At 70.6% G+C, this 17599-nt stretch carries 14 protein-coding genes; 10 read left to right on the plus strand and 4 right to left on the minus strand.

Annotated elements, in window-relative coordinates:
* The first annotated feature begins 26 nt into the window (after positions 1 to 26).
* The 7 genes from JUB13_RS24425 to prmC all read left to right on the plus strand — a co-directional run bounded on the left by JUB13_RS24425 (position 27) and on the right by prmC (position 9488).
* Positions 27 to 1088, plus strand: coding sequence for an NAD(P)H-dependent flavin oxidoreductase (locus tag JUB13_RS24425; protein ID WP_207483633.1), 1062 nt, complete (start codon positions 27 to 29; stop codon positions 1086 to 1088).
* Positions 1088 to 3397, plus strand: coding sequence for a phosphoenolpyruvate--protein phosphotransferase (gene ptsP, locus JUB13_RS24430; protein WP_328703003.1), 2310 nt, complete (start codon positions 1088 to 1090; stop codon positions 3395 to 3397). Before JUB13_RS24425 ends, ptsP begins: the two co-directional genes overlap by 1 nt.
* 141 nt (positions 3398 to 3538) lie before the next feature.
* Positions 3539 to 4855 carry a helix-turn-helix domain-containing protein gene (locus tag JUB13_RS24435; protein ID WP_207483635.1) on the plus strand — a complete coding sequence of 439 codons (1317 nt, stop codon included), beginning with the start codon at positions 3539 to 3541 and terminating at the stop codon, positions 4853 to 4855.
* 219 nt (positions 4856 to 5074) lie between these two features.
* The gene (gene ispG / locus JUB13_RS24440; RefSeq protein ID WP_207483637.1) at positions 5075 to 6202 is read left to right on the plus strand and encodes a flavodoxin-dependent (E)-4-hydroxy-3-methylbut-2-enyl-diphosphate synthase; all 1128 of its coding nucleotides are present in this window, start codon (positions 5075 to 5077) and stop codon (positions 6200 to 6202) included.
* Positions 6203 to 6274: 72 nt separating this feature from the next.
* On the plus strand, positions 6275 to 7564 hold the full coding sequence (gene hemA / locus JUB13_RS24445; RefSeq protein ID WP_207483640.1) for a glutamyl-tRNA reductase: 1290 nt from the start codon (positions 6275 to 6277) through the stop codon (positions 7562 to 7564).
* Complete coding sequence (gene prfA, locus JUB13_RS24450; RefSeq protein WP_207483642.1) at positions 7561 to 8622, plus strand: peptide chain release factor 1; 1062 nt, start codon at positions 7561 to 7563, stop codon at positions 8620 to 8622. The genes hemA and prfA overlap by 4 nt, the downstream gene beginning before the upstream one ends.
* Positions 8619 to 9488, plus strand: coding sequence for a peptide chain release factor N(5)-glutamine methyltransferase (gene prmC / locus JUB13_RS24455; protein ID WP_207483645.1), 870 nt, complete (start codon positions 8619 to 8621; stop codon positions 9486 to 9488). The genes prfA and prmC overlap by 4 nt, the downstream gene beginning before the upstream one ends.
* 10 nt (positions 9489 to 9498) lie before the next feature.
* On the opposite strand, the gene JUB13_RS24460 is transcribed toward prmC, so the two are convergent.
* The 3 genes from JUB13_RS24460 to JUB13_RS24470 all read right to left on the minus strand — a co-directional run bounded on the left by JUB13_RS24460 (position 9499) and on the right by JUB13_RS24470 (position 11515).
* Complete coding sequence (locus tag JUB13_RS24460) at positions 9499 to 10548, minus strand: ABC transporter substrate binding protein (protein WP_207483649.1); 1050 nt, start codon at positions 10546 to 10548, stop codon at positions 9499 to 9501.
* Between the two features lie 186 nt (positions 10549 to 10734).
* Positions 10735 to 11235, minus strand: coding sequence for a GNAT family N-acetyltransferase (locus JUB13_RS24465; RefSeq protein WP_207483651.1), 501 nt, complete (start codon positions 11233 to 11235; stop codon positions 10735 to 10737).
* Between the two features lie 4 nt (positions 11236 to 11239).
* Positions 11240 to 11515: an NUDIX hydrolase gene (locus JUB13_RS24470; protein ID WP_207483653.1), complete on the minus strand. Its 276-nt coding sequence runs from the start codon at positions 11513 to 11515 to the stop codon at positions 11240 to 11242.
* Between the two features lie 493 nt (positions 11516 to 12008).
* Here JUB13_RS24470 and JUB13_RS24475 point away from each other — a divergent pair, with 493 nt between their 5' ends.
* Together JUB13_RS24475 and JUB13_RS24480 are read left to right on the plus strand one after the other, a co-directional pair.
* On the plus strand, positions 12009 to 12782 hold the full coding sequence (locus JUB13_RS24475; RefSeq protein ID WP_207483655.1) for a calcium-binding protein: 774 nt from the start codon (positions 12009 to 12011) through the stop codon (positions 12780 to 12782).
* Between the two features lie 232 nt (positions 12783 to 13014).
* Positions 13015 to 14100, plus strand: coding sequence for an NAD(P)H-dependent flavin oxidoreductase (locus JUB13_RS24480; RefSeq protein WP_207483658.1), 1086 nt, complete (start codon positions 13015 to 13017; stop codon positions 14098 to 14100).
* Between the two features lie 21 nt (positions 14101 to 14121).
* On the opposite strand, the gene JUB13_RS24485 is transcribed toward JUB13_RS24480, so the two are convergent.
* Positions 14122 to 15153, minus strand: coding sequence for a helix-turn-helix transcriptional regulator (locus tag JUB13_RS24485; RefSeq protein WP_207483661.1), 1032 nt, complete (start codon positions 15151 to 15153; stop codon positions 14122 to 14124).
* A 246-nt stretch (positions 15154 to 15399) separates the two neighbouring features.
* Here JUB13_RS24485 and JUB13_RS24490 point away from each other — a divergent pair, with 246 nt between their 5' ends.
* On the plus strand, positions 15400 to 17598 hold the full coding sequence (locus JUB13_RS24490; protein ID WP_207483663.1) for a TonB-dependent siderophore receptor: 2199 nt from the start codon (positions 15400 to 15402) through the stop codon (positions 17596 to 17598).
* Position 17599 lies beyond the last annotated feature (1 nt).

The raw sequence follows: 17599 nt of genomic DNA on the forward strand, positions 1-17599 counted from the left end.
CTCTGCTATCTCGGATAGGCGCCGCCATGCTCAGACCCGCCCGTGCGACGCTTGACCGCCTGTGGAGCCGCGGATCGGCCTTCCTCGGAGCGGACCTCGCCATCCTGGGCGGGGCCATGACCTGGGTGTCCGAGCGCAATCTCGTCGCCGCGATCTCGCGGGGCGGCGGGTTCGGCGTCCTCGCCTCGGGGTCCATGCGGCCCGACATGCTCGACGCCGAGATCGCCGCCACCGCCGCGCTCTGCGACCGCCCCTTCGGCGTCAACCTCATCACGCTGCATCCCGAGCTGGACCGGTTGATCGACGTCTGCATCGACCGCCGGGTCGGCCATGTCGTCCTGGCCGGCGGCCTGCCGCCTGCGACCGCGATCCGCAGGCTGAAGGACGGCGGCGTCAGGGTCCTTTGCTTCGCGCCGGCGCTGGTGATCGCAAAGCGCCTGCTGCGCCTGGGCGTCGACGCCCTGGTGATCGAGGGGATGGAGGCCGGCGGGCATATCGGGCCGGTCTCGACCTCGGTGCTCGCCCAGGAGATCCTGCCCGAGATCCGCGAGGTCCCGGTCTTCGTCGCCGGCGGCATCGGCCGGGGCGAGGCGGTGGTCAGCTACCTGGAGATGGGGGCTGCGGGGGTGCAGCTCGGAACCCGCTTCGTCTGCGCGACGGAAAGCCTCGCGCATCCGCGCTTCAAGAAGGCGTTCATCGACGCCGCCGCGCGCGATGCGGTGCCGACCGCGCAGCTCGACCCGCGCTTTCCCGTGATCCCGGTGCGCGCCCTGGTGAACGAGGGCACGCGCCGCTTCACCGATTTCCAGCGCGAGGTGATCACCCGTTTCGACCGCGGCGAGCTCTCGCAGAAGGACGCGCAGCTCGAGATCGAGCATTTCTGGGCGGGAGCCCTGCGCCGCGCCGTGGTCGAGGGCGACGTCGAGAACGGCTCCCTGATGGCGGGGCAGTCCGTCGGGCTGGTGACGCGCGAGCAGCCCGTGTCGGAGATCCTGGCCGAGATCATCGAGCAGGCGGTCCGCTGCCTGGAGCGGCGGGATCCCTTCGCCGGAGCGGAGCCGCCGGCGGCCGTCTCCGGGGCGCGGTGATGCCGGTGGACACGCCCGACATCGCCGCTCCCGCGCCGGGCCCGGTCTCGACGCTGGCCGGCAATTCGGCGCGGCGTCTGCTGGCGGCGCTGCGGGACGTGATGGCCGGGTCGGGCTCGGCCCAGAGCCGCCTGGACAAGATCGTGCGCCTGATCGGCCAGGAGGTGCAGGCGGACGTCTGCTCCTGCTACGTGATGCGCGCTGGCGACATCCTGGAGCTGTTCTCGACCATCGGCCTGAACCCCGACGCCGTCCACAAGACGCGCATGCGCGTGGGCGAGGGCGTGGTCGGCGACATCGCGGCGCATGCCAGGCCCATGGCGCTGGCCGATGCGCGCTCGCACCCGAACTTCTCCTACCGCCCCGAGACCGGCGAGGATCCCTTCCAGTCCATGGCGGGCGTGCCGATCCTGCGCGGCGGCCGGGTGCGCGGCGTGCTGGTGATCCAGCACAAGGCCAAGCGCGACTACAACGAGGAAGAGGTCGAGACCCTCCAGACCATCGCCATGGTGGTCGCCGAGCTGGTGGCGGCGGGCGAGCTCGTCGGTGCCCAGGAGATCTCGACGGCGGGCGATGCGGCGCTGCTGCCGACCAGGCTTGAGGGCATCACGCTGAACCGCGGCCTCGCCATGGGGCACGCCGTGCTGCACCGCCCGCAGCTCACGATCCGGCAGCTCGTCGCCGAGGATCCCGAGCGCGAGCACGAGCGCCTGCGCCAGGCGCTGGCGGGCGTGCTGGGCGCCATCGACGCCCTGATGCGCGCCCATGGCGACGGGTCGGGCGAGCACCGCGACATCCTCGAGACCTACCGGATGTTCGCCGAGGACCGCGGCTGGCTGTCGAAGATCCGCGAGGCCATCAACAGCGGCCTGACGGCGGAGGCGGCGGTGCAGCGTGTCCAGAACGACACCCGCGCCCGCATGAGCCAGATCGCGGACCCCTATATCCGCGAGCGGCTGCTCGACCTCGACGATCTCAACAACCGGCTGCTCCAGCACCTGACCGGCCGCCCCTCGGCGGCCGACGCCGGCACGCTGCCGGACGAGTTCGTGCTGGTGGCCCGCAGCATGGGCCCGGCCGAGCTGCTGGACTACGACAAGCACCGGCTGCGCGGCTTGGTCCTGGAGGAGGGCTCGGCGGCCAGCCATGTCGCGATCGTCGCCCGCGCGCTCGAGATCCCGGTGGTCGGCCAGTGCACCAACGTACTGACCCGCATCGAGCCGCTGGATCCCCTGATCGTGGACGGCGACAACGGGCTCGTGTTCGTGCGGCCGGCCGAGGACATCCAGGAGAGCTTCGCGCGCTCCATGGCGCTGCTCGCCGACCGCGAGCGCAGCTATGCGGCGGTGCGCGACCTGCCGGCCGTCACGCGGGACGGCACGCCGATCTCCATCAACCTGAACTGCGGGATGGTGATCGACCTGTCCCATCTCGGCCCCTCGGGGGCGGACGGGGTCGGGCTGTACCGCACCGAGATTCCGTTCATGGTCCGGTCGGCCTATCCCGACGTCGCGACCCAGACCGATCTCTATGCCCGGGTGCTGGAGCAGGTCGGCGACAAGCCGGTGGTCTTCCGCACGCTCGATGCCGGCGGCGACAAGGTGCTGCCCTATTTCACCGCCGAGCAGGAGGAGAACCCGGCGCTCGGCTGGCGCGCGATCCGCATGGGGCTCGACCGGCCGGCCATGCTGCGCAAGCAGCTCCGCGCACTGCTTCGAGCCTCGGCCGGCCGCGAGCTGCGGGTGATGTTCCCCATGGTGGCCGAGGTCGCCGAGTTCGATGCCGCCAAGGCCATCCTGGACATGGAGCAGGCCCGGCTGGCCACCGAGGGGCGCGAGCCGCCCACGGCCGTGAGGGTCGGCGCGATGATCGAGGTGCCGTCCATCGTCTGGCAATTCGACGTGCTGCTGCGCCGCGTCGACTTCCTGTCGGTTGGGTCCAACGACCTGCTGCAGTATCTGTTCGCGGCGGACCGCGGCAACCCGAAGCTCGCGACCCGCTACGACCCGCTCTCGCCCGCGCTCCTGCGGCTGCTGCGCTCGCTGGTGCGCCAGGCCGACGCGGCGAAGGTCCCGCTCTCGGTCTGCGGCGAGATCGCCGGCCGCCCGCTCGAGGCGATGGCCCTGGCCGGCCTCGGCTACCGGATCCTGTCCATGTCGCCGCCAGCGGTCGGCGCGGTGAAGACCATGATCAGGAGCCTGGATCTGGGCCCGCTGCGTGAGTATCTGGAAGGATTGTTGGATCTTCCCGACCACAGCTTGCGCGACAAGCTGCTTGCATACGCGAGAGATCACGGAGTCATGATCTAGCATTGCTCTGCCGGAACAAAAAACGCACCATTGGGCAGGACGTTTAAAGGGTTCGGTAACCCTCCTTCCGGAAGATCGGTCCCATCATCGCAGGGGTCCACATCGGGTCGGCACCTGCGCAGCATTGAAGAGCGGGCGAGCATGGGCGAGCGGAAGCGCAGGTTCTTCGACGACGCAGGCCGGGCCTCGTCCCTCGACGGGGACGAGGAGCGCAGCCTCCCTGCAGTGCACACCGAGACGCTGAGCGCCTCGCTGCGCCGCGCGCGCGAGGCCCGCGGCGTCGCGGTCGACGAGGTCGCCCGCGCCCTGCGGATCCGGACGGTCTTCCTCCAGGCGCTCGAGGACGGCCGGTACAAGGACCTGCCCGGGGCGACCTACGCGATCGGCTTCCTGCGCACCTACGCCGAGCATCTGGGCCTCGATCCCGAAACCGCCGTCCGCCGTTTCAAGGAGGAATCCTCGGGGACCATCGCGCGCTCGGAATATTACATGCCGAAGCCGGTCTCCGAGAGCCGTATCCCAGGCGGCGGCGTGCTGTTCGGCGCCCTTCTGCTGGGCGCAGCCGTCTATGGCGGCTGGTACTACATGTCCTCGACCGGGCGCGAGCTGGTGGACTTGGTCCCGCCGCTGCCCGACCAGATCGCTCAGGTGCTGAACCCCGGGGCCGGACAGCCGGCCGAGGCCCCCGCCGGCACCGCTCCGGCGCCATCGCCCGCCGACGCCCAAGCGGCGCCCGCCATCCCGCCGGCCACGCCTCCCGCGGTTCACGCCCCCGCCGCTCCGCCTCCTGCGGCGAGCCCGTCCCCCGTGGCGAGCGCGCCCGCCGCAGCTCCGGCCCCCGCACCCGCACCTGCACCCGCGGCGTCGGTCACGTCGCCGGCTAGCCCGCCGCCGGCGGCAGCTGCCGCACCCGCTCCGGCGCCTGCCGTTCCTGCCAACCCGACGGCTGCGGCTCCCGCGGCGGCTCCTGCCGCTGCGGCGCCGGCCCCTGCAGCCGCGCTGCCCGCCCCCGTCCCGCCTGCGACCGGGGATGTGGCCCAGGCTCCGGAGGCCGACGAGGACGAGGTCCCGGCCGCGCCGACCGCGCTGGCGGCTGGCCAGCCGGCCCAGCCTCTGCCCCAGACGGCCGAGGTTCCGCCCGCCGCCGCGGCGCCGGCGCCCGAGCTGCCCACCGGCAAGGTCTATGGCAGCACCAACGGCGTATCGCGCATCCAGCTCAAGGCCATCCAGGATGCCTGGGTCCAGGTGCGCAGCGCCGGGGGCGAGCTCGTCTTCGCCCGCGTGCTGCGTCCCGGCGACGTGTACCGCGTGCCGGACCAGCCCGGCCTGCGCCTGGTGACCGGAAATGCAGGCGGCCTGGTGGTCGCCGTGGACGGCAGCCAGGGCCAGGCCATGGGCACCACGGGCCAGGTGATGCGCGACGTCCCGCTGGAACCCCAGCGCTTCCTCGCACGCTGAGCGCCGGCCGCGCGGGTGCCCCCGGGCATCTGCGGCCGCCGGCGGCGGGGCGATTGGGAGATCCGCCGGGATCTCCGCCTCTGCGGCACCATCCGGGTGTCCGATACCCCTTGGCCACCTTGACTCCGGGCGCGCGCTGCGCACCTTTGCAAGGGTACGCCGCGTACGCATGCCTCCACGGGCATCGCGTCCGCATGGTCCCTCGCCAGGAAAGCTCCCATGTCCGTCCGCCCGTACCGCGACATCCACCGCCGCAAGAGCCGCCAGATCCGGGTGGGCAAGGTGCTGGTCGGCGGCGATGCGCCGATCTCGGTGCAGAGCATGACCAACACGCCCACCGAGGACGTGGCGGCCACCGTCGCCCAGATCCGCCGCATGGAGGAGGTCGGGGCCGACATCGTGCGCGTCTCCTGTCCGGACGAAGCCTCGACCCGGGGGCTGCGCGACATCGTGCGCCAGGTCAACGTGCCCATCGTCGCGGACATCCATTTCCACTACCGCCGCGCCATCGAGGCGGCGGAGGCGGGGGCGGCATGCCTGCGCATCAATCCCGGGAACATCGGCTCGGCCGAGCGCGTGCGCGAGGTCGTGAAGGCCGCCAAGGACCATGGCTGCTCGATCCGTATCGGCGTGAACGCCGGCAGCCTCGAGCGCGACCTCCTGGAGAAATACGGCGAGCCCTGCCCCGAGGCGATGGTGGAGAGCGCGCTCGACCATGCGCGTATCCTCGAGGACCATGACTTCCGCGAGTTCAAGATCTCGGTCAAGGCCTCGGACGTGTTCCTGGCCGTCGCCGCGTACCAGCAGCTCGCCGAGGCCTGCGACTATCCGCTGCACATCGGCATCACCGAGGCCGGCGGCCTGCGCGCGGGGACGGTGAAGTCGTCGGTCGGGCTCGGCATGCTGCTGTGGTCGGGCGTCGGCGACACGATCCGCGTGTCGCTCTCGGCCGACCCGGTCGAGGAGGTGCTGGTCGCCTACGAGATGCTCAAGACGCTGGGCCTGCGGCGGCGCGGCGTCACCGTGATCTCCTGCCCGTCCTGCGCGCGCCAGCAGTACGACGTGATCTCCACCGTGGCCAAGCTCGAGGCGCGCCTGGCCCACATCACGACGCCCATGACCGTCTCGGTGATCGGCTGCGTCGTGAACGGCCCTGGCGAGGCGCGGGAGACCGACATCGGCTTCACTGGCGGCGGCAACGGCACCCACCAGGTCTACATCGCGGGCGTCCCGCACCACCGGCTCAAGGACGAGGACATCGTCGAGCACCTCGCCGGGCTGGTCGAGCGGAAGGCGGCGGAGATCGAGGCGGCGAAGGCGGCGGAAGCGGTCGCGGCCGCCGAATGACGGGCGTGGCGCACGACGCCGCACCCCCGCGCGGCGCTTCACCCGGTGGCGCCGCGCCCCTATCCTAGCGCCATGCCTTCCGACGGGCCGCGAGAGCCGGTCCATCTCGTCATGGTGGGGGCGACGCACCGCTCCTGCGCCCCTTCGATCCGCGAACTGCTCGCCACCGAGCCGCGCGAGCTGCCCGCCGTGCAGGCGCGGCTGCGCGCGGCGGGGCTGAAGGAAAGCGTTTGGATCTCGACCTGCGACCGGGTCGAGCTCGTTGCGGCGCATCCGGATCCCGCCGCCGTCAAGGTCGCCGCCACGGCGCTCCTGGCCGAGCGGGCGGGTCTCGCGCCTTCGGCCCTGGCGGAAAGCCTTCACTGCCTCGTGGACGAGGATGCCGTCCGCCATGTCTTCGCGGTGGCGAGTGCGCTGGACAGCCAGGTGCTGGGCGAGCCGCAGGTGCTGGGCCAGATCAAGGCGGCATACCGCGATACGGTCGAGGGCGGGCTCTCGGGCCCCTCGGTCGAGGCACTGATGCAGGCGGCCTTTGCCGCGGCCAAGCGCGTGCGGACGGAAACCGCCATCGCCGCGGGACCGGTCTCCATCGCGGCGGCAGCGGTGCAGACCGCGCGCGACCTGCATGGCGACCTCGCCCGCTGCGGGCTGCTGCTGGTCGGGCTCGGAGACATGGGCATGCTGATCGCCGAGGCTCTGCGCGATGCGGGGCTGGCGCGCGTCACGGTAGCCGCGCGCAACGCCGGGCGGGCCGAGGCGGCCGCGCACCGGCTGGGCGGCCACTGGCTGTCGCCGGAGGCCGTCCCGGACGCGCTGCCCCAGGCGGACGTGGTGGTGACGGCGACCGGCCTCGGCCGATGGACCGTCACGGCCGAGTGCGTCGCCACGGCGTTGCGTCGGCGGCGCTCGCAGCCCATGCTGGTGGTGGACGCGGCCGTGCCGGGCGATGTGGAGCCGACGGTGGCCGCCCTGGCCGACGCCTTCGTCTACGAGGTCGCCGATCTCGAGCGGATCGCGACAGAAGGCCAGGCCGGCCGTGCCGAGGCGGCCCGGGCCGCCTGGATGATCGTCGGGGAGGCCGCGCGGGCCTTCGTCAGGTCGCGGGCCGAGCGCGCGGCGGTGCCGGCGGTTGCGGCGCTGCGGCGCCGCTTCGAGGACGAGCGCCTGCGCCTCCTGGCCGAGGCGCCGGGGCTGGATGCCGCGGAGGCGACGCGGCTGCTGGTGAACCGGCTGCTGCACGGGCCGTCGGAAGCATTGCGTCGGCTGGCGGCCGAGGGCCCGGCCGGCGGGGGTGAGGAGCTGCAGGCGGAACGGCTGCTGGCGCGGCTGTTTCCGTCCGAGGAAAAGAGCGAGGAAACGTGAGTTTCGAGGACATGTTCGCCCGCGTCGCGGCGCGCCACGACGAGCTGCGGGACACGCTTGCGTCGGGGACCGCCGACGCGCAGACCTTCACCCGGCTGTCGCGGGAGCTGGCCGAGATCACGCCGGTGGCCGAGGCCATTGAGGAGCTGCGCCAGGTCCGCGCCGAGCGCGCGGACCTGGAAGGCATGCTGGAGGACCCGGAGATGCGGGACCTCGCCCGGGCCGAGATCGACGAGATCGACGCGAGGCTGCCGGGCTTGGTCCGGCGGATCCAGGTGCTGCTGCTGCCCAAGGACGAGGCGGACGAGCGCAGCGCGATCCTCGAGGTCCGAGCCGGCACCGGCGGCGACGAGGCCGCGCTCTTCGCGGCCGAGCTGTTCGAGATGTACCAGCGTTACGCGGGGCTGCGCGGCTGGCGCTTCGAGGTGCTGGAGAACGCCTCGACGGAGCTCGGCGGCACCAAGGAGGCCGTGGCCTCCATCGCCGGGCGCGGAGTGTTCGCGCGGCTGAAATTCGAATCCGGCGTCCACCGCGTCCAGCGCGTGCCGCAGACCGAGGCGGGCGGGCGCATCCACACCTCGGCGGCCACCGTCGCCGTGCTGCCCGAGGCGGAGGAGGTCGACGTCCATATCGACGAGAAGGACCTGAGGATCGATGTCTTCCGTTCCTCCGGCCCCGGCGGGCAGTCGGTCAACACGACCGACAGCGCCGTGCGCATCACCCATCTGCCGACCGGGCTCGTGGTCAGCCAGCAGGACGAGAAGTCCCAGCACAAGAACAAGGCGAAGGCGCTGCGCGTCCTGCGCGCGCGGCTCTACGAGATGCAGCGCGCCCAGCAGGATGCCGCGCGCGCCGCGAACCGGCGCAGCCAAGTCGGCTCGGGCGACCGGTCCGAGCGCATCCGCACCTACAACTTCCCCCAGGGCCGCGTCACGGACCATCGCATCAACCTGACGCTCTACAAGATCGACAAGGTGATGGCGGGCGAGGCGCTGGACGAGATCGTCGAGGCGCTGCTCGCCGCGGATGAGGCCGAGCGGCTGGCCGAGCTGCAATGACCGCGACGCCCACCCTGCGCGAGGCGCAACGCATGGCCGAGGCGCGCCTGCGCGAGGCTGGCATCGAGTCCCCCGAGCTCGACGCCCGGCTGCTGGTCCAGCACGCGCTGGGCCTCACGCGCGAGCGGCTGATGATCCAGGCCCGGGCCATGCTGACGCTGGCTATGGTGGACCGGATCATGGCACTGGTGGAGCGCCGGGCCGCGCGCGAGCCGGTGTCGCGCATCCTCGGCAGGCGCGAGTTCTGGAGCCTGGAGCTGCGCCTGGATCCCAGCACGCTGGATCCCCGGCCGGACACCGAGACCGTGGTCGAGGCGGCGCTGTCCCGCGTCGCCGACCGCAGGGCGCCGCTACGGGTTCTGGATCTCGGAACCGGGACCGGATGCATCCTGCTCGCCCTGCTTTCCGAGCTGCCGGCCGCGACCGGCCTCGGCGTCGACGTGCAGCCAGCCGCCGTCGCCACCGCCGCGGCCAACGCCGCGCGCCTGCATCTCGACGGGCGGGCCGCCTTCCGCCACGGCGACTGGGCTGCGGGGATCGACGAGCGATTCGATCTCGTGGTCTCGAACCCGCCTTACATCCCTGACGGGGACATCGCGGGCCTGGCGCCCGAGGTGCGCGCGCACGATCCGCTGCCTGCGCTGGCCGGCGGGCCGGACGGGCTGGACGCCTACAGGGCCCTGGCCCCAGAGATGCAGCGCCTGCTCGCGCCCGGCGGTGCCGTGGCGCTGGAGGTCGGGCAGGGACAGGACGCCGCCGTTGCCGCCCTGCTCGCGGCGCAGGGGCTGCGCGACGTCCGCGTGAAGGCCGACCTGAACGGCATCGGGCGCTGCGTGCACGCGCTGGCGCCGGAGCCGCCGCGCTGAAGGGCAGCGCCTACTTCCGGATCCACTTGCCGTCCTTCACGAAGTCGGCGACCCGGACCATGCCGGTGGGCGGGTACAGCTCCAGCGCCAATGCCACGTCCATGTTCACGACCAGCGAGTAGGTCGAGAACCTGGCGATCGGCAGCGTGTCGAGCGGCCGGCCGGGCTCGTTCAGGATTTTCTCGACCTGGACGGCGGCAAGGGCGCCGATCATCTCCAGCCGCGTGAAGAAGGCGAAGAGCGCGTCGGCCTGCGTTACCGGAAGGGGGCCGCCGCTGAAAACCGGGAGGTGCCGCTCCACGGCCATGCGTGTGAAGGGCTTCACCTGCTCGACCAGGAAGGTCGAGAGGCCGAAATAGATGCAGTCGACCCCGCCGGCCGCGAGAGTGTCCATGGCCTCGTCCAGCCGGCCGGGATCGGGCCGGCCGTCCCGGCCCTGGGGCAGGGGGACGGCTACGAGCTCAAAGTTCAGCTCCTTCGCCAGGGCGGCCATGGCGTCCTTGCGCTGGACGGAGCCGAGTTGGCCCGCGTCGTAGAGCATCCCCATGCGCCGGTACGGCCTGTAGGACGTCATGGCGTGGGCCTGTGCCGAAAGCGGCACGGCATAGTCGGTGCCGGCGACGTTCGGGCGGCCCGTCCGATCCTCATGGCGCGAGATCTTCAGATCCACCGCGCCGCTGACATACATGTAGACCACGGGGATGTCGGTCACGTGCCGGGCAGGGTCGACGGCGTCATGGGGCCCCACGACCTCAAGCGTGACCTCGCTGTTCCAGGTGACGATCGCCTTCGCCTTCAGGCGCCGGGCCTCGTCCACGAAGGCGGGAATGGCCTGCCGATCCTGGGCCGCGTCGCGCATCACCACCTCGGCCGGCAGCCCCTTGTCCGCGAGATGGTCCAGGAAGCCTTGGCAGGCCTGCTCGCAGCCGCGCCAGGTGATCAGGTAGACGATGCCGCGATCTGGCGACGCGGCCTCGTGCGCCGGATCCGCCGCGCCGATGGACGCGGCCAGAGGGCCCAGGAGAAGCCCAGCGAGGAGGTGGAGGACGAGGCGGCGCATGATCGGTCCGGGGCTTGAGTTTGCCGGCGGCCGGGCGGCGTGGCACCGCCGGTCGTCTGCCCCGACGCGCAACGGAATTATCGGGACGCGCAACGATACCATCATTTGGACCGCCGTTGGCGCAAATTCGCGTCTCGGCAGCCGGTGTGACAGCAAAGGGACCAGAGCTCATGGCGCAGGGTCATGTCAGTGGCGCGGGCCGAGCGCGCGCGTCATGACCGTGGCCGTTGCGGGGATCGCTGCGGCGTCCGTCTCCTGGTGCGATATGGAGAAACCGTGCTTGCGGTAGAAGGCGACGGCCCCGGAACTGCTCTCGAGCACCCGCACCTCCATCCGGTCCGAGGTCTCCAGCCGGGCTGCCGCGGCCTCCAGGAGAAGGGTCCCGATGCCGCGGCGCTGGCGTGAGGGCTGGACGTACAGGCCCCAGAGACAGGCCGTGCGGTTCCTCTCGGCAAAGATCACGGAGCCCACGATGCCGCCTCCGAGGAGAGCGCACAGGCCACGCTCGTCCGCGGCCGGCAGCATGGTGGCCGGGTCGGCGGCGTCGAGCTGCCCCAGCATGGCGGCCAGCGCCTCGGTCCCGAGGCTCGGCCCGTAGGTGGCCGTCCACGTCTCGCGCCAGAGCGCGCGGAGCGCCGGGCCGTCGGAGGTTGCGATCTCGCGGATCGCGATGTCGGATCGCGTCACACCTTCATCCTAGAGGATCGCACGGAGCGCCGGAACAGCTGGCCGCTTCCCCCGGCGTCGTGAGCACGCTGAACACGCCCCGCAGGCCCGCCGCCGCGGCGCGAAAGCGCAGCCCTGCATTGGGACACAGCGGACGCGGAAGCGCGTCATGCGCGAAGTAGCCGATCTCGGCGATCACGCTGTTCGGCTGCCAGTTGCGGACCTCGCGGACATGCGCCTTGAAGCAGAGGACGCGGCCGCAGCCATCAGAAATACAGGCGAATACGCCAAGGCTGGGCATTCCACTTCCCCCGATTCGTCTCGGCCCGTCGTTCCTTGCCGGCTGAAGGGGTTTCCGCGTCTGCGGGCGCCGCGACTGGGACAGTCGAAGCGGCGAACGCCTCGTGATCATGGATGTGTCTGCCCAGATGAAGTATGAAATGAAAGAGTCATGGGACCTTAAATATATGCCCTTCCAGATCTCAAGTATTCCAAATAAACCACTTCAAATTTCAGTTGCAACATAATTACATCTTCGAAATGGGGATGAATGTACTCATTGAGTAGCGAAAAGCCGCTTCGTTAATCCATATAAACTGTTGGTGAGGTGAGCTATCGCGGGTTCAATGGTGGCGACGGATCGCTTCATTGGCCTGATATCCTGCTTTGTGCCTGCTGGGTGAAGCAATTCATATGCCGATCCGTCAGTGCCATATTGGCGCAATAGAACGATTGCTCGCCTGGTAGCCGGCTCGAGCATTTTCTTCAGGCCAAATATAAGGGGAGAATACATCATGGCTATTAACATTGGTACGCCAGAGGATGATGAAATTCTTGGAACTCCGGACGCCGATATTGCCATTGGCTTGGCAGGCAACGACACGATCACCGGAGAGGCCGGCAACGACATCCTGGTCGGCAACGAAGGCAATGACGACATCGCCGGCGGCGAGGGGAACGACGCCATCGACAGCGGCGTCGGGGACGATACCATCAACACGGGCCAGGGCGACGACCATGTGATCGCCGGGCCCGGCGACGATACCGTCGGCGGCATGGCCGGCAGGGACTTCGTCAACGCCGGCGAGGGCGACGATGCCGTGCGGTGGAACGACCCGGTCGGTGACGTGGTCTTTGGCGGCGGCGGCAATGACGACCTGATCGGTGGTGACGTGGCGGCCGACTTCATCTTCGGCGGCGACGGCGACGACCTCGTCCAGGCCTTCAACAACCTGGAACAATCCACCGCGGGAGACGTGCTATTCGGCGATGCCGGCGATGACGAGGTCATCGGCGGCAACGGCGACGACACGGTTTCCGGCGGCTCCGAGAACGATGTGATCACGACCAACGGTGGCAAGGACACCATCGTGGTCACGCCGGGCTTTGAGTACGACACGGTGACCGATTTCGATCCCGAGAACGATACCCTCAACCTTCAGGGCTTCGAAGACCCCAACATCACGGTCGAGCTCACCGACGGCGGCATCGCCCTCAACTTCGGCAATGGCGACGTGCTGGTGCTGCAAGGCGTGAGCACCATGAGCGAAGTCAGCCTGCTGGTGTGATCCAGTCGCCCCGGGCCCGGCACGTCCGGGCCCGGGGTCGGGCCGCATCGCATGTCGCGGCCGGATTGCCTCCTCGCCAGCTTGGAAGCGCGCAGTTCCTTCTCCGGCATCGCGACCGATCCCGGCCATCGGCGGGGATCATGCGCCCGCGCCGGCGTGCTATCCAAGGCGGGGGCCGACAGGCATGATCCAATGCCCGTCCGGCCCCGCTGCGATCCCTTCGCGAGGAACCATGACCACCTGGACCGACCGCCGCATCCTCGACCTGTTCGGCATCGAGCTGCCGATCATTCAGGCGCCCATGGCCGGCAACACGACGCCGGAGCTGGTGATCGCCGTCAGCGAGGCTGGCGGCCTGGGATCGCTGGCCTGCGCGCAGTACACGCCGGCGCAGGCAGCCGAGGCCCTGGCAGCCGTGCGCACGCGCACAAGACGTCCGGTCAATCTGAACTTCTTCTGCCATGTGCCGCCGAAACCGGATCCCGTGCGCGCCCTGGCCTGGAGGGCCGCGCTGTCTCCCTACTACGTGGAGCTCGGGCTCGACCCGGAGGCGCCGCCGCCGGCCACGGGCCGGGCACCCTTCGACGAGGAGTTCTGCCGCATCGTCGAGGAGCACCGGCCGGAGGTCGTCAGCTTCCATTTCGGTCTCCCGGACCGCACGCTGCTGGACCGGGTCCGGGCGACGGGCGCGCGGGTGATCTCCTCGGCGACCACGGTGGCCGAGGCGCGCTGGCTCGAGGCGCAGGGCTGCGACGCCATCATCGCCCAGGGGCTGGAGGCCGGCGGTCACCGCGGCAACTTCCTATCGGACGAGATCGCGTGCCAGGTCGGCACCTTCGCGCTCGTGCCGCAGGTCGCCGACGCGGTACGGGTGCCGGTGATCGCCGCCGGCGGGATTGCGGACGCCCGGGGCGTCGTCGCCGCGCTGGCGCTCGGCGCCGCGGCAGTCCAGCTCGGCACGGCCTATCTGCTCTCGCCGGAGGCCAAGGTGCCGCCCGTCCACCGGGCGGCGCTGCAGGCCAGCACCGATGATGGCACGGCGCTGACGAACCTGTTCACCGGCCGCCCCGCGCGCGGCATCATGAACCGGCTGATGCGCGAGCTCGGCCCGGTCTCGTCCTCGGTTCCGCCCTTTCCCATGGCGGGCGGGGCGGTCGCGCCGCTGCGGGCCGCGACCGAGCCTGCGGGGTCCGGGGATTTCGTCAGCCTCTGGTCGGGACAGGCTGCGGCCCTGGCCGAGGCGTTGCCGGCCGGCGAGCTGACCCGTCGGCTGGCGGCCGGGGCGCTGGAGAGGATCTCGGGCCGGCAGGGCGCGTGACCCGCTCGTCGGCGCGACGGCTCAGGAATTCCCGGTCCGCCGCGAGGGCGCTGCAATGCCGGGATGGTGGCGCCTGCAAGCCTCGCCGGGCGTGGTGCCGAATTCCCGCTTGAAGGCTGTCGCGAAGTTGGCGGGGCTGGAATAGCCCGCGCGCCAGGCCGCCTCGCCGATGCCCGCCCAGCCGCGCTCAAGCGCCTCGCGCGCCCGCTCGAGCCTGCGCCGGCGAACGTAGTCCAGGACGGTCGTGCCGTAGGCCGCACGGAACAGCCGCTGGAGCGCGCTGACGCTCATGCCGAGCGCGGACGCCGCCGCGTCCAGGGTGAGGGTCTCGTCGAGCCGTGCCTCGAGGAAGTCGCGGACCCGGCGGGCGCTGCGGGCAGCCGCGGGGGCAAGCGGCTCGGCCAGCCTGGCCCGCCCTGACGGGTCCAGCGCCGCCAGCGCCTCGAACGCGATCTCGGCGGCCCTGCTCTGAAGGTACAGCCCCGCCAGCACCGGAGGGCAGGGCGGCCCCTCCAGCACCTCGCGGGCCAATGACACGAGACGCGCCGAGGGGCGCCAGCCGACGAAGGCCATGTGCTCGCGCGAGAGGCGCAGGACCGGCCCGGGATCCCGCAGCCCGGCGAGCCCGCCGCAATCCAGCCATTCCTGCTCCAGCGTCACGTTCACCTTGCGGACATAGGAGCCGCGCGGTGAATGCCGGCGCAGCACCTCGGGACGCGCGAGGGAGACGATCGAGACGCTCGGCTCGTCAGCGCCGCCGAGGGCGAAGATCCGGCCGCCCAGCGAGAAGTCGGCGCGCCCGGCCAGGACGATGGAGCAGGTCAGGCGCGGCGGAAGCTCGATCTCTGTCGTCAGGTCGGTCAGGCCGCTGGCATCCGTCGCATGGAGCGTCAGGCCGCCAGCCAGGCGCACCAGCCGGTACTCGCCGCGCAACGCCAGGTCCTGCGCGGGGTCGCCGTCGAAGCGCAGGCAACCCCCGGCGTGCCCCGCCGCGATGTCGGATTTCCGCACCAGGCCCGCGGACCCGCTGGCCCCCGTCCCTTGCTCCAACATGGATCCGTGACCTCCGAGACATTTTCGCGCGACGAGCATCGATCCTGTGCGGGTGATAATCAATCGCAAACCTGTGCGGCATAGTCGGCAGGGAGGCCGGCGCATGGTGGTCCCGCAAAGCAATCTGACGATCCGCCAGAAGCCATGCCGCTGGACGCGCTGCGGAGGTCCCGCATAGATCCGAATGAAAATCATTCGCAATTCGTGCCGGCCCCTCCGGCCCGTCACGATAGGAACGACAGTGCCATGATCGATATCCGGAACCGCCGCCTGAACCCCGCCGACCGACGTCGCAAGCGTCCGGCCCACGCCCTCGACGCGGCCATGGGCATCCCCGTTTCTATCGCCATGATGGCCTGCGCCGGAACGGCCCTGGCACAGGCGGGCGGCGGCAACCAGCCGGTGACGCTCGACCCCGTGGTCGTCGAGGGGCGCAGGGCGGATCCTGCGGCGACCGAGGGAACAGGCAGCTACGCGACCGGCGCGGCCACGGTGGGGTCGCGCGACGCGGTTCCGGTGCGCGAGATCCCGCGCTCCGTCTCGGTGGTGACCCGGCAGCGCATGGACGACCAGAACATGACGCAGCTCGAGGACGCGTTCCGGCGCACGCCGGGGACCCTGGTGCTCAGCAACGATCCCGGCCGCTCCAGCATTTACTCCCGCGGGTTCGAGCTCGACAACTTCCTGGTCGACGGGCTTCCGGCCCCGCTCTCCAGCATCTATGGCACGCAGCCCGACCTCGCGATCTTCGACCGGGTCGAGATCCTGCGCGGGCCGTCGGGGCTCCTGGGCGGCACGGGCGAGCCTGGGGGAACCGTGAACCTCGCGCGCAAGCGTCCGCAGGACAGCTTCGGCGGCTCGCTCAGCGGCTCGTTGGGAAGCTGGAACAATCGTCGGATCGAGGGCGACGTGACCGGGCCGCTGGTCGAGAGCGGGAAGCTGCGCGGCCGCGCCGTCGGCGTGCGCCAGGACCGCGACACCTTCGTCGACAAGACCGACAACGAAGTGACCGTCGGCTACGGCGCGCTGGAGGCCGACCTGACGGAATCCACCACCCTGTCCGCCGCGGCATGGCGGCAGGAGCGCGACATCAAGCCCTTCAACGGGCTTCCGGCCTATGCGAACGGCGAACTGCTGGACGTGTCGCGGTCGACCTTCATCGGCGCGGACTGGAATCGTTTTGAAAACAGATCGAACGAGGCGATCGTCGAGCTCAGGCACCGGTTCGACAATGGCGGGCACGCCCAGGCCTCGGCCCGCTACGTGGACCGGGACGTCGACTTCAAATACGCCTATGCCGGCGGCGCGGTGAACGCGGCCGGCAACACGAGCCTGGTCGCCATCGCCCGCGACTATTCCGAGACCGCGCTCTCGGCCGACGCCCATGTCAGCACGCCGTTCGAGCTGCTGGGGCGCCGCCATGATGCGATGGTCGGCGCCGAGTACCGGCGCTACGAGCAGCGCACGCTGCAGAACGGCGGCTCCGGCGTCACCGTGGCGCCGGTCGTCAACATCTTCGACCCGCGTACGGCCTTCCCCGAGCCCAACATCCCGCTATCCTCCCGAACGCGGGTAGTGCCCGAGCAGTACGGGATCTACGGACAGCTCCGCCTGAGGCCGGTGGAGCCGCTCACCGCGATCCTGGGCGGCCGGGCGAGCTGGTACGAGGGCACCACCACGAACCTCGTCACGAATGCGCGCCAGACGATCGAGCGAAACGGCGAGATCACGCCCTTCGCGGGCCTGGTCTACGACCTCACGGACAATCTGTCGGCCTATGTCAGCTACAGCGAGATCTTCCAGCCGCAGACCAACCTTGGCGCTAACGGCTCCGCCATCGCCCCGCGCACTGGGCACCAGTACGAGGCCGGACTGAAGAGCGAGTTCTTCGAAGGCCGGATGAACGGGCAGGTCGCGCTGTTCCGGCTTCGTGACGACAACCGCGCCGTGCCGAATCCAAGCGGCCCCGGTAGCTTCATTGCCGGCGGGGAGGTCGAAGTGCAGGGCCTGGAGGCGGAGATCAGCGGCAGCCCTTACCGCGGCCTGCAGGTCTTCGCGGGCTACGCGCTGACCGACACCAGCTACATCAAGGCGCCGGCCAACCAGCAGGGCACGACCTTCAGCACCTTCACGCCCCGCCACAGCTTCAATCTCTGGACCCGCTACGACTTTCCGGATGGCGAGCTGCGCGGGCTGAACCTGGGGCTGGGCGGGCGCTACTTCAGCAGCTTCTACAACCTGTCGGGCAGCACGCGCTTCGAGGAGGACGGCTATGTGGTGGTCGACGCCCGGATCGGCTACGACGTGAACGAGAACCTGGAGCTGTCGCTGAATGCCAACAACATCTTCGACGAGAAGTACTACACCCGGGTCGGCAGCGCACAGGTCTTCAACTTCTACGGGGAGCCGCGGAGCTTCATCGTGAAGGCGACGGCACGGTTCTGAG

Source organism: Arenibaculum pallidiluteum (genome assembly GCF_017355985.1).
GTDB lineage: Bacteria > Pseudomonadota > Alphaproteobacteria > Azospirillales > Azospirillaceae > Arenibaculum > Arenibaculum pallidiluteum.